Genomic DNA, 11308 nt, shown 5'->3' with positions numbered 1-11308 from the left:
AGCGGCCGCCCCGGCGGGCCGGTCATGTAGGCCAGGCCCCCCATCATCTGCACCACCTCGTCCAGCGCCGTGCGGTGCTCGTAGGGGCCGGGCAGAAAGCCCTTGTGCGACACGTAGACCAGCCGCGGGTTCAGCGCCGAGAGCGCGGGGTAGTCGAGCCCCAGCGCCGCCATGGCGCCGGGCTTGAAGTTCTCGCAGAACACGTCGGCGCCGGCCACGAGGCGCAGCAGCACCTCGCGCCCGCGCGCGTCCTTCAGGTCCACCGCAAGGCTGCGCTTGTTGCGGTTGAACATCGCAAAAAAGCCCGCACCCGAGCCCAGCAGCCGGCGCGTGGGGTCGCCGCCGGGCGGCTCGATCTTGATCACGTCGGCGCCCAGGTCACCGAGCAGCAGGCCGCAACTCGGGCCCATCACCATGTGGGTGAGTTCGACCACACGCAGCCCGGCACAGGGCAGCACAGTGTCAGGGGCGTCCGTCGGGTTCATGGGGCTGGACAGTCGGGTGCCATGCAAGCATAGTCCAGCCGGGTCCACTGCTCACGCACACCATGACGAACGCCTCCACCGCCACCGTGTCCACGCTGTCGGCCTACGACGGCACGCTGCTGAGCCTGCGCACCTGGCCGGCCCCTGAGGGCCGCGTGCGCGCCACGGTGCTGATCGTGCACGGGCTGGGCGAGCACAGCGCACGCTACGAACACGTGGCCACGCGCCTGCGTGACTGGAGCTTCCAGGCCGTGGGCTACGACCACCGCGGCCACGGCCTGTCGCTGGGCCCGCGCGGCAGCCTGCAGAAAGACGACGACCTGCTGACCGACCTGGCCACCGTGATCGACCGTGTGCGCGAGCAGCACCCCGGGCCTTTGGTGCTCTTCGGGCACAGCATGGGCGGGCTCACGGTGGCGCGCTTCGTGGCGGGGGAGCTGCGCCCGGTCGATGCGGTCATGCTGTCCTCGCCGGCGCTCGACATCGGCCTGTCGACCTTGCAGCGCGGGGCCCTCAAGGCCAGCTACAGCCTCACACCCACGCTGCAACTGCCCAACGGCCTGGACGTCAGCGGCATTTCGCGCGACCCGGACGTGGTGATCGCCTACAAGAACGACCCGCTGGTGCACGACAGGATCACGCCGCGCCTGGTGCACTTCATGCTGACCGGGGGCGAGTTCGTGCGCGCCCGCGCCCCGCTGTGGAAACACCCCACGCTGCTGATGTGGGCCACCGCCGACCGCCTGGTGCGCCCGGCCGGCAGTGCGACGTTTGCAGCGCTCACACCGAAGGACCTGGTGCAGGCGCATCCTTTCGAGGGCTACTTCCACGAACTGTTGAACGAGCCGCTGCAGGCGCGCGAGCGGGTGTTCGACACGATGCGCGGCTGGCTGGACGAGCGTTTTCCGCGCAACTCCGGGCCGCTCCCGGGATAGTTCACACCTGAAACATCCCCGGATAGGCATGTCCAGGGTTGCCGGCCTACACTGTGCGGATTCCTCCTGACGTCGTTTCAAGGAGCCCCGCATGAACGCCCCCGACCGCCTGCCGCTCAATCCCCTGGCCGACCCCGACGGCCTGCAAGCCTTCGTCAACGAGACCTGGGACCGCGAAATCGTCCCGCGGCTGTCCGACTACATCGCGATCCCCGCGAAATCGCCGGCCTTCGACCCGCAGTGGGCCCAGAACGAACACATCGAGACGGTGATCCGCAACGCGGCCGCCTGGGTCGAAAGCAAGAAGGTGGCGGGCCTCACGCTCGAAGTGGTGCGCCTGACTGATGCCGCCGGCCGGCCGCGCACGCCGGTGATCTTCTTCGAGGTGCCGGCCACGAAGGCGGGGAGCACCGACACCGTGCTGATGTACGGCCACCTCGACAAGCAGCCCGAGTTCAGCGGCTGGCGGTCCGATCTCGGCCCCTGGACGCCCAAGTACGAAGACGGCAAGCTCTATGGCCGCGGCGGGGCCGATGACGGCTATGCCGTGTACGCCTCCATCACAGCCTTGCTGGCCTTGCAGCGCCAGGGCATTGCGCATCCGCGCGTGGTCGGGATCATCGAGACCTGCGAGGAAAGCGGCTCTTACGACCTGCCGGCCTACATCGACGCTTTGCGTCCACGCCTGGGCGAGGTGAGCCTGGTGGTGTGTCTCGATTCCGGCGCCGGCAACTACGATCAACTGTGGCTCACCACCTCGCTGCGCGGCATGGTCAGCGGCGTGCTCAAGGTGGAGGTGCTCACCGAGGGCGTGCACTCGGGCGATGCCAGCGGCCTGGTGCCCTCGAGTTTGCGCATCCTGCGCCGCCTGCTCGACCGCCTGGAAGACAGCGCCACCGGCCGCCTGCTGCCCGAGAGCTTCCACTGCGAGATCCCCGCCGAACGCATCGAGCAGGCGAAAGCCACCGCACAGATCCTGGGTGACGAGGTCTGGAAGCGCTTCCCCTGGGCCTGCGGCGCTGATGGCACCTTCACCCTGCCCACCACCACCGACCCCACCGAGGCCTTGCTGCGGCGCACCTGGAAGCCCACGCTCAGCGTGACCGGCGCCGAAGGCTTCCCAGCCCTGGGCGATGCGGGCAACGTGCTGCGCCCCTATACGGCCTTCAAACTCTCGCTGCGCCTGCCGCCGCTGGTCGATGCCGCCCAGGCCGCGCAGGAGCTGCAGGCCCTGCTCGAGGCCGACCCGCCGTATCAGGCTAAAGTCACCTTCCACAGCGACCACGGCGCCGCCAACGGCTGGAACGCTCCTACGCTCGCGCCCTGGCTGCACCAGGCGCTCGACAATGCCTCGCAGGCCTTCTACGGCGCGCCGGTGGGCTTCATCGGCCAGGGCGGCACCATCCCGCTGATGAACCTGCTGCAGCAGGGCTTCCCCAAGGCACAGATGATGGTCTGCGGCGTGTTGGGCCCCAAGAGCAACGCTCACGGGCCCAACGAATTCCTGCACGTGCCCTATGGCAAGAAGCTCACCGCGGCCGTGGCCGGTGTGATCGCGGCGATGCCTTGAGGGGGCACGATGAAGCTGATGCGATACGGCGAGCCGGGTCGGGAGCGCCCGGCCCTGGTCGATGCGCACGGCCGGGTGCGCGACCTCTCGGGCGTGATCCCCGACATCACCGCGCAGACCCTCACGCCCGCGGGCTTGGCGGCCCTTCGGAAGCTCGATGCGGATGCGCTGCCGGTGGTCGATTCGCCCGGCCGCATCGCCCCGCCCTGGTCGGGCCTGGGCAAGTTCGTCTGCGTGGGCCTGAACTACAGCGACCACGCGGCCGAGGCCGGCATGCCCGTGCCCAAGGAGCCCATCCTCTTCCTCAAGCCCAGTGACTGCGTGGTGGGCGCGAATGACACCATCGTGCTGCCGCAAGGCGCGGTCAAGGGCGACTGGGAGGTGGAGCTCGGCGTCGTGATCGGCCGCACGGCGCGTTATGTGAGCCAAGACGAAGCGCTGCGATACGTGGCCGGCTATTGCGTGGTCAACGACGTGTCCGAGCGCGAGTACCAGCTCGAACGCGGCGGGCAGTGGGACAAAGGCAAGGGCTGCGAGACCTTCGGCCCGGTGGGGCCCTGGCTCGTCACCGCCGACGAGGTGGGCAATCCCCAGGCCCTGGACCTCTGGCTCGACCTCAACGGCGAGCCGCGCCAGCGCGGCAACACCCGCACCATGGTCTTTGGTGTGGCTGAGCTCGTGAGCTACATCAGCCGCTTCATGACCCTGCGCCCCGGCGATCTCCTGAGCACCGGCACACCGCCTGGCGTGGGCATGGGCGCCAAGCCCCCGCGCTTCCTGCGCGATGGCGACGAGCTGCGCCTGGGCATCACCGGCCTGGGCGAACAGCACCAGCGAGTGCGCGCCTGGGATGCGGCGCTGCTGCGCGACTGACGGGGACGATCAAGCAGCCGCCACGCGCCGCCGCTGCACCGTCAGCCACAAAATGCCGCCAGCCACCACGGCCACGGGCAGCAGCGAGCCCCAGTTGAGCCAGGTCCAGCCCTGCGAGGTGATCAGCGCCCCCGAAGCGAAGGACGTGACGGCCATCGTGCTCATCACCCAGAAATCCATCGCGGCCTGGGCGGTGGTGCGTTCCTCGGGGCGGTAGGCCTCGGTGAAGAGGGTGGTGCCTCCCACGTAAAGGAAATTCCAACCCACGCCCAGCAGCAGCAGCGCCACCAGGAACTGCATCAGGTCCACGCCCGACAGCGCCACCGCGATGCAACCCAGGTTGAGCGCCACGCCGGCCCACAGCACCTTCACCACGCCAAAGCGCTTGATCAGGTGGCCGGTGAAGAAGCTGGGCACGAACATGCCCAGCACATGCCATTCGAGCACCAGCGCGGTGTGGCGGAACTCATGGTGGTGGTGCTGCATGGCAATCGGCGTGGCGGCCATCAGCAGGTTCATCACGCCAAAACCCAGCGCGGCGCACATCACCGCCACGATGAAGACGGGCTGGCGCGCGATCTCGCGCAGGGGCCGGCCGGGACGGGCAGGGTCGGCCTTGGGCAGCGCAGGGAAACGGATGAAGCTCATCACGGCGAGCGACAGCAGGGCCACGCCCGCCAAGGCCGCATAGGCGCCCGCGAAGGGCACGCTGAACCAGTCGCGGGTGTGGTGGGCCAGGTTGGGGCCGATCACTGCGCCCAGGATGCCGCCGGCCAGCACCCAGGAGATGGCTTTCTCCTTGGACTGCGGCGGCACCAGTTCGACCGCGGCAAACCGGTAGAGCGCGGCATTGGCGTTGTAGTAGCCGGCGATCACTGTGGCGGCCACCAGCAGCCAGAACTGGCTCGTGGCCGCTGCATAGGCACACAGCGCGGCCGCGCCGATCGCCACCAGAAGGCCGGCCTGGAAGGAGCGCTTGCGGCCCCATGCGCGCTGCGTGCGGGCCACCACGCCGGTGGCCAGGGCCCCGCCCACCACATAGCCCATCACCGGCAGCGTGGCCATCCAGGCCACCGGCGCCAGCGCCAGCCCCACCAGCCCGTTGATGGCGATGAAGGTGACGTTGTTGGTCATGAAGAAGCCCTGACACAGGGTCAGGAGTGCGAGGTGGCGGTTCATGAGGTCAGGCAGCAGGGCATTGGCGCAGCCCCCAGTGTCGCCGCAAACGCGCGGGCGCGTCAGGCCACGGCAAGGGCGGCCAGCACGGCCAGCGGTGCGGTGTCGGCGCGCAGCACGCGCGGCCCCAGGTTCACAGGGTGGTGGCCGAGCGAGCGTGCCAGGTCCTCCTCGGCAGGGCTCAAGCCCCCTTCGGGGCCGCTGAGCAGCACCAGGGAGGCGCCGGGCGGCAGTTCACGCAGCGCCTGCGGCAGCGGCATGGCATCGTCGCGCAGGCTGAGCACCCAGCGCACGGTGCCGGCCTCGATCGTTGCCAGGGCGTCGCGCAGGGCCTGCACCGGCCCCACGGTAGGCACGCGGGTGCGTCCACACTGCTCGGACGCGGCCACGGCCACGGCCTGCCAGTGGGCCTGCTTCTTTTGGGCGCGCTCTCCGGACAGGCGCAGCACCGAGCGCTCGCACATCAGCGGCATGAAGGCCGCGGCGCCCAGTTCGGTGGCCTTTTCCACCAGAGCGTCCATGCGCTCGTTGGCAGGCATGCCCACGGCCAGCGTGACGCTGCGCGGCAGCTCGCGGGCGGTGTCCCAATGCCGGTCGATGCGCACGTCCACGGCCTGACGACCCATGCGGGTGACGGTAGCGGCCCATTCGCCGCCCTGGCCGTTGAAAAGCACCAGACCGTCGCCGGGTTGCAGGCGCAAGACCTGCACGTGCCGGGACGGTCCGGGGGGGAGGGTCAGAGACTGGCCTGCAGCCAGCGCGAGATCGACATAGAGGCGGGGCATGGGGCACAGTGTGCCAAATGCCGCCGCCTGGGGCGGCATGGATCAGCCGCCGCGGCGCTGACGGCGCAGGTGCTCGATGGCTTCGGCGCGCACTTCCTCGCGGGTGCGCACGCTGGCGAATTGCTCCTGCGGGAACAGGGTGGCTTCGCCGCCGAAGCTCCAGCCCTCGCGCAGGGCCTGGCGCGCCTCGGCGCGCACTTCTTCGCGGCTGCGGCCCTGGGTCGGCGCCGCCTCGGCGAACACCGTGGCTTCGCCGGCGAACAGCACGTCGCGGTCAGCCTGCTGGATCTGCGCCTTCACCTCGGCGCGACTGAGCTCGGAGGTGGTGGGGATCTCGAAGATCGTGGCTTCCTGGGCAAAGGCACCGGCGGCAAAACCGGCGGAGACAACGGCGGCAATCAAGGTCTTGGCATTCATGGTGACAGCTCCTGGGTGAGAGTTTCCGAACCGGGCCGACCGGGCTCATCCTGAGCGGCCCCTCGCTGAACCGGCCTCCTCGTGGCAGGCATCTCGTTCATCGATGGAAGGAACTGTAGGTGTTAACCCTGAGCAGAAAAACGTCTTAGGCTTCAATGAACAATTGCGGAATCTGCAAGGAACTCGTGGCTTGATATGGATCGATTGCACTCTATGCGCGTATTTGCCAAGGTGGTCGAGTGCGGCAGCTTTGCCGCCGCGGCCCGGGCCCTGGACCTCTCGGCGGCCGTGGTGACGCGGGCCGTGGCCGACCTGGAGGCCCACCTGGGAGCCCGGCTGATCCAGCGCACGACCCGCCGCCTGAGCCTCACCGACACCGGCGAGGCCTATCTCGACCGGGTGCGTCAGATCCTGGCCGACATCGACGAGGCCGAGGCTCTGGCCCAGGCCGCGGTGCGCGAGCCTGGCGGCCATCTGCGGGTGGTGTGCCCCCCGGCGTTCGCCGTGCACCAGCTTGCCAAGCACCTGCCGCGCTTTCGCGCCCGTTACCCGCAAGTCACGCTGGAGCTGACCGTGCCCGGGCCGGTCGAAACGGTGCACGAATCGCACGATGTGAGCATCCTGATGCTGGGCCGCAAGCCCCTGGACGGCCATTTCGTGGCTCGTCGCCTCGCACGCTCGGAGGTCATCACCTGTGCCTCGCCGGAATACCTGGACCGCCGTGGAAGGACGCGTCACCCCGAGGAGCTTAAGCAGCACGATTCCCTGCTGCCGCCGCCCAGCATCCTGCAAGGCGGCATCACGTTCCAGCGGGGCGTGGACGCGCGCGGACAGGCCCAGGAGACGGTGGTGTTGGAAGCCCAGGCCACGGCCCTGAGCACCTCGCACCTGGACACCACCTATGCCGCCGCACTGGCCGGCCTGGGCATCGCGGGCTTGCCGTCCTTCGTGGTGGCAGACGCCCTGCTCGAGCACGCGCTGGAGCGGGTGCTGCCGCAGTGGCAGGTGCTCACGACCCAGATCTATGCCGCCATCCCCACGCGCAAGCATCTGCCGGCGCGCACTCGGGTGTTCCTGGATTTCCTAGTCGAGACTTTCGGCGGCGAGGACCGCGACCCCTGGCTGGCAGCCGCCGGCTGCGAAACCCCCGACAGTTGGTGCGGAGCGGCCTCCACCGAATCGGCGCTGCGCGCGGCGATGGCCTAAGGCCCGGCGCCCGGCCGCCCGAAGCCGGGCCGTTGCCCCCCGCGGGGGGCGGGCGATAGCCTGGGGGCCAACAGGTCCGCCCGGCGCCCGGCCGCCCGAAGCCGGGCCGCCGGTCAGAAGGTGTAGCCCACTTGGCGCTCCTGCCCGGCCACCTTCTCCAGCAACCGCGCCAGCGCGGCGAACTCGCGGTAACGGCTGGCCACGCGGTGGGCATGGCGCCACACCAGCGGCAGATCCTTCAGATAGCCGTCCTTGCCGTCGCGGTGATAGAGGCGGCAGAAAATGCCCAGCACTTTGAGATGGCGCTGCAGGCCCATCCATTCGAAGTCGCGCCAGAACTCGCCGAAATCGGGGTTCACCGGCAGGCCGGCGCGGCGGGCGGCTTCCCAGTAGCGCACAGCCCAGTCGATCTGACGGGCCTCGTCCCATTCGACGTAGGCATCGCGCAGCAGCGAGACGAGGTCGTAGGTGATGGGGCCCCACACCGCATCCTGGAAATCGAGCACCCCGGGGTTGGCGGGGTCGCCCGGCCCGCCACAGACCATCAGGTTGCGGCAGTGGTAGTCACGGTGCACCAGCACCCGCGGCTGGGCCAGCGCGTTGGCGAGCAGGTGCTCGAAGCTGGCGGCCAGCACGGCCTGGTCCTTCGTGTCCAGGGCCAGGCCCCGGTGACGGGCCACGTACCACTCGGGGAAGAGCTCCATTTCGCGCAACAGCAAGGCGCGGTCGTAGACGGGCACCCGGTCGGCCGCCTCGATGCGCTGCAGGGCCACCAGCGCCGTCAGCGCGTCACGGTACAGGGCGTCGGCCTGGCCCGGGTGCGCCTGCAAGGCCTGCAGGTAGGTGGTCGAGCCCAGGTCGGACAACAGCATGAAGCCGTCGGCCTCATTCCAGGCCAAGACCTCGGGGGCGTTCAGGCCGGCCTCGCGCAACAGCCGCGCCAGCGCCACGAAGGGACGGCAGTCCTCGTGCGCCGGCGGGGCGTCCATCACGATGCGTGGGCCGGCCGGGCTGTCCAGCCGCAGGTAGCGGCGAAAACTCGCGTCCGCACTGGCCGCCCGCAGGCTGGCCGGCACCAGGCCGAAGCCGTCCAGGCGGCCGATCCAAGCCTGGAAGGCCGCTTCACGGGCGGGGTCCGGCCAAGCCACCGGAGCAGGTTCGGCGCAGGGGGGCGAGGACACGCTGGCGTTCATGGGCGGATGGGGGGCAGGACGGGCGGCCTGAGCAGAGACTGCCCGTGGGGACGTGAAATAATCCGCCGATTCTACAAACCGCCCCCGGCCGGGCGTTCCGACCCCGTCTTGCCGCCTGCCTTGTCACGCCGCCCAAACTTCGCCCTGTTCCGCCCGTCCCGCGGCCGCCTGCGCGGCAGCGCCGCTTGCCTGACGGCACTTGTGCTGGCCCTGTCGGCGGCCCGGGCGCAGCCACCCTCCCCCCCGGGCCCCGCGGCGTCCCCGGCGGCAGCGCCCATCGTGATCCGCGCCCGAGAGCTGGGCGGCCGCACCGGGCAGACCACCGTGGCCGAAGGGGAGGTCGAACTGACGCAGGGGCCGGTGGAGATCCGCGCCGACCGGCTGTCCTACGACCATCGCCAGGGCGTGGCCAAGGCCACCGGCAGCGTCGTGGTCCGGCGCGACGGCAACGTCTTCAGCGGCCCCGAGGTGCAGCTCCAGGTCGAGCGCTATGAGGGCTTCTTCCTGCACCCGGCCTACCATTTCGCGGTCACCGGCGCCGGCGGCCAGGCCGCGCGGCTGGACTTCCTCGGCCGCAACCAGGTGGCCGCGATCGATGCCACCTATTCAAGCTGCACCCCCGACGACACGGGCCAATACGCCTGGGTGCTCGAGGCCAGCGGGGTCAAGCTCGACTTCGAGAACAACGAGGGCGTGGCCACCGGCGCGGTGCTGCGTTTTTACGGTGTGCCCATCCTGGGCGCGCCGGTGCTGAGCTTTCCGGTCTCCGAGGCGCGCAAATCAGGCTGGCTGCCCCCTTCAGTCAACCTCGACAGCCGCAGCGGCTTCGAGCTGGCCGTGCCCTACTACTGGAACCTCGCGCCGCAACTGGACATGACGCTCACGCCGGGCCTCGCCACGCGCCGGGGCGCCTTCCTTGGCAGCGAGCTGCGCTACCTCACGCCCGCCCATGCCGGTGAGCTGCAGTTCGACCTGATGCCCGAGGACCGCAGCACCGGTGAGGCCCGCCACCTGTTGCACCTGCAGCACCGCGGAGCCCTGCCGCTGCAGGGGCGCTACCGCTGGACGCACACCCGAGCCTCGGATGACGACTACTGGAAGGATTTCGAGCGCAACATCCCGAGCCTGACGCCGCGCCTGCTGGCCAGCGATGCCCGGGCCGACTGGGGCGGCTCCGGCCCATGGCAGGCTTATGCCCGTGTCCAGCGCTGGCAGGTGCTGCAAGATCTGGACGCGCCGATCGACGCCCCTTATGCACGCATGCCCCAGCTCGGCGTGCGTCGCTCCTGGGGGCAGGCCCTGGGCCCGAGCTTCGACCTCGAGCTGGAGTACAACCGCTTCGAGCTGCCCGATGGCAGCCAGGCCGCTCGCCCCGAGGGCGAGCGTGCCCATGCCTTGGGCCATTTCGTCTGGCCCCTGCTCGACACCCCGGGCGCCTTCCTCACACCGCGGCTGTCGTTCAACGCCGCCAGCTACCGGCTCGACGAGCCCAGCCAAAGCGGTGGGCGCGAGCGCGCTTCGAGGCTGATCCCGAGCCTGAGCCTGGACGCCGGGCTGCGCCTGGAACGCGAAACCCGCTGGTTTGGCCGCGACTACCTGCAGACCCTGGAGCCGCGGCTGTTGCTGGTGAACACCCCGTTCCGTCGTCAGGAAGACCTGCCCAACTTCGACAGCGCCGGCAAAGACCTGAACTTCACCACGCTGTTCGACAGCAACCCCTTCTCGGGCGTGGACCGCGTGGCCGATGCCCGCGCCGCCACCGCCGGGGTCTCTTCGCGCTTCATCGAGCCCACCAGCGGTGCCGAGGCCCTGCGGCTGGGTGTCGCGCAGCGCTTCCTCTTTGCCGATCAGCGCATCACCCCCGAAGGCGTGCCCTTCACCCAGCGCTCCAGCGACCTGCTGCTGCTGGGCGAAAGCAGCATCATTCCCCACTGGCACCTGGGCGGATCGGTGCAGTACAACCCCGAGATCAAGCGCACCGTGCGCTCCAACCTGTCGGTGCGCTTCCATCCGGGGCCTTTCCGCACCGTGGGGGCGCGCTACAGCCTGGTGCGCGGGGCCAGCGAGCAACTCGACATCGGCTGGCAATGGCCGATCTACACCGGCACGCGGCGTGAAGCCGATGCCGGCTGTTCGGGGCGCTGGTACGGCGTGGGCCGCCTGAACTACAGCCTGGCCGAGTCGCGCCTGACCGACACCTTGCTGGGCCTCGAATACGACTCGGGCTGCTGGATCGGACGCATCGTCGCCGAGCGTCGATCCACCGGCCAGCAAGAAGCCGTCACCCGGTTGATGCTGCAGCTCGAGTTCGTGGGCCTGTCCCGGCTGGGCAGCAACCCGCTGAAGACCTTGAGGGACAATATCCCCGGCTATCAGCTGCTGCGCGAGTGAACCCGCGCGCACCTTCCAGGATCTCCATGTCCATGACTTTCCTTTCCACCGGCCTCGCCGCATGGCGCCGCCTGGTCGCGCTGGCCGCTGCGGCGGCGCTGCTGTCGGGTGCCTGGGCCCAGGGCCGCACCCCCCCGCGGGGCGACTACATCGTGGCCGTCGTCAACCAGGAGCTCGTCACCTACAGCGACGTGATGCGCCGGCTCGAAGCCATCGAGCAGGAGGCGGCGCGCAGCGGAGCGCCACCCACACCACACCCCCCACCCCTCCCCAAAAC

The 11308-nt window shown here is 69.8% G+C and carries 10 protein-coding genes and 1 pseudogene; 6 read left to right on the top strand and 5 right to left on the bottom strand.

Annotated elements, in window-relative coordinates; genetic code table 11:
• Window positions 1–485: CoA transferase (locus ACK42S_RS11245; protein WP_409707157.1), on the bottom strand; the 485-nt coding region annotated here is incomplete at its 3' end.
• Window positions 486–547: 62 nt separating this feature from the next.
• Between ACK42S_RS11245 and ACK42S_RS11240 the strand changes: the two genes are divergently transcribed.
• From ACK42S_RS11240 to ACK42S_RS11230, 3 genes are all read left to right on the top strand, one after another.
• Window positions 548–1420 carry a lysophospholipase gene (locus ACK42S_RS11240; protein ID WP_409707154.1) on the top strand — a complete coding sequence of 291 codons (873 nt, stop codon included), beginning with the start codon at window positions 548–550 and terminating at the stop codon, window positions 1418–1420.
• A gap of 91 nt (window positions 1421–1511) precedes the next feature.
• Window positions 1512–2990 carry a M20/M25/M40 family metallo-hydrolase gene (locus ACK42S_RS11235; protein WP_409707151.1) on the top strand — a complete coding sequence of 493 codons (1479 nt, stop codon included), beginning with the start codon at window positions 1512–1514 and terminating at the stop codon, window positions 2988–2990.
• Between the two features lie 9 nt (window positions 2991–2999).
• Window positions 3000–3863 (top strand): fumarylacetoacetate hydrolase family protein, encoded by an 864-nt coding sequence (locus ACK42S_RS11230; protein ID WP_409707148.1) that lies wholly within the window; start codon window positions 3000–3002, stop codon window positions 3861–3863.
• A gap of 9 nt (window positions 3864–3872) precedes the next feature.
• Here ACK42S_RS11230 and ACK42S_RS11225 read toward each other — a convergent pair whose 3' ends face one another.
• The 3 genes from ACK42S_RS11225 to ACK42S_RS11215 are packed head-to-tail and all read right to left on the bottom strand — an operon-like array spanning window position 3873 to window position 6241.
• Window positions 3873–5042 carry an MFS transporter gene (locus ACK42S_RS11225; RefSeq protein WP_409707145.1) on the bottom strand — a complete coding sequence of 390 codons (1170 nt, stop codon included), beginning with the start codon at window positions 5040–5042 and terminating at the stop codon, window positions 3873–3875.
• 59 nt (window positions 5043–5101) lie between these two features.
• Window positions 5102–5824 (bottom strand): 16S rRNA (uracil(1498)-N(3))-methyltransferase, encoded by a 723-nt coding sequence (locus ACK42S_RS11220; protein ID WP_409707143.1) that lies wholly within the window; start codon window positions 5822–5824, stop codon window positions 5102–5104.
• A gap of 42 nt (window positions 5825–5866) precedes the next feature.
• Window positions 5867–6241: a hypothetical protein gene (locus ACK42S_RS11215; protein ID WP_409707140.1), complete on the bottom strand. Its 375-nt coding sequence runs from the start codon at window positions 6239–6241 to the stop codon at window positions 5867–5869.
• A gap of 213 nt (window positions 6242–6454) precedes the next feature.
• Between ACK42S_RS11215 and ACK42S_RS11210 the strand changes: the two genes are divergently transcribed.
• On the top strand, window positions 6455–7447 hold the full coding sequence (locus tag ACK42S_RS11210) for a LysR family transcriptional regulator (protein WP_409707137.1): 993 nt from the start codon (window positions 6455–6457) through the stop codon (window positions 7445–7447).
• A gap of 113 nt (window positions 7448–7560) precedes the next feature.
• Here ACK42S_RS11210 and ACK42S_RS11205 read toward each other — a convergent pair whose 3' ends face one another.
• A complete protein-coding gene (locus ACK42S_RS11205; protein ID WP_409707134.1) occupies window positions 7561–8640 on the bottom strand; it encodes an aminoglycoside phosphotransferase family protein in 1080 nt (359 codons plus the stop codon).
• Window positions 8641–8919: 279 nt separating this feature from the next.
• Here ACK42S_RS11205 and ACK42S_RS11200 point away from each other — a divergent pair, with 279 nt between their 5' ends.
• Both ACK42S_RS11200 and ACK42S_RS11195 read left to right on the top strand, forming a co-directional pair.
• Window positions 8920–11031 (top strand): LPS-assembly protein LptD, encoded by a 2112-nt coding sequence (locus ACK42S_RS11200; RefSeq protein ID WP_409707131.1) that lies wholly within the window; start codon window positions 8920–8922, stop codon window positions 11029–11031.
• Window positions 11032–11063: 32 nt separating this feature from the next.
• Window positions 11064–11308: pseudogene (locus ACK42S_RS11195) on the top strand (hypothetical protein); the annotation flags it as partial.

It is taken from the genome of Caldimonas sp., assembly GCF_046289365.1.
GTDB lineage: Bacteria > Pseudomonadota > Gammaproteobacteria > Burkholderiales > Burkholderiaceae_C > Caldimonas.
This window is presented reverse-complemented; position numbering and strand designations above follow the sequence as displayed.

What these genes read in the sequence shown, in the direction of transcription:
- ACK42S_RS11240 (WP_409707154.1), top strand. Translation starts at nt 548, where the DNA reads ATGACGAACGCCTCCACCGCCACCGTGTCCACGCTGTCGGCCTACGAC.
- ACK42S_RS11235 (WP_409707151.1), top strand. Translation starts at nt 1,512, where the DNA reads ATGAACGCCCCCGACCGCCTGCCGCTCAATCCCCTGGCCGACCCCGAC.
- ACK42S_RS11230 (WP_409707148.1), top strand. Translation starts at nt 3,000, where the DNA reads ATGAAGCTGATGCGATACGGCGAGCCGGGTCGGGAGCGCCCGGCCCTG.
- ACK42S_RS11225 (WP_409707145.1), bottom strand. Translation starts at nt 5,042, where the DNA reads ATGAACCGCCACCTCGCACTCCTGACCCTGTGTCAGGGCTTCTTCATG.
- ACK42S_RS11220 (WP_409707143.1), bottom strand. Translation starts at nt 5,824, where the DNA reads ATGCCCCGCCTCTATGTCGATCTCGCGCTGGCTGCAGGCCAGTCTCTG.
- ACK42S_RS11215 (WP_409707140.1), bottom strand. Translation starts at nt 6,241, where the DNA reads ATGAATGCCAAGACCTTGATTGCCGCCGTTGTCTCCGCCGGTTTTGCC.
- ACK42S_RS11210 (WP_409707137.1), top strand. Translation starts at nt 6,455, where the DNA reads ATGCGCGTATTTGCCAAGGTGGTCGAGTGCGGCAGCTTTGCCGCCGCG.
- ACK42S_RS11205 (WP_409707134.1), bottom strand. Translation starts at nt 8,640, where the DNA reads ATGAACGCCAGCGTGTCCTCGCCCCCCTGCGCCGAACCTGCTCCGGTG.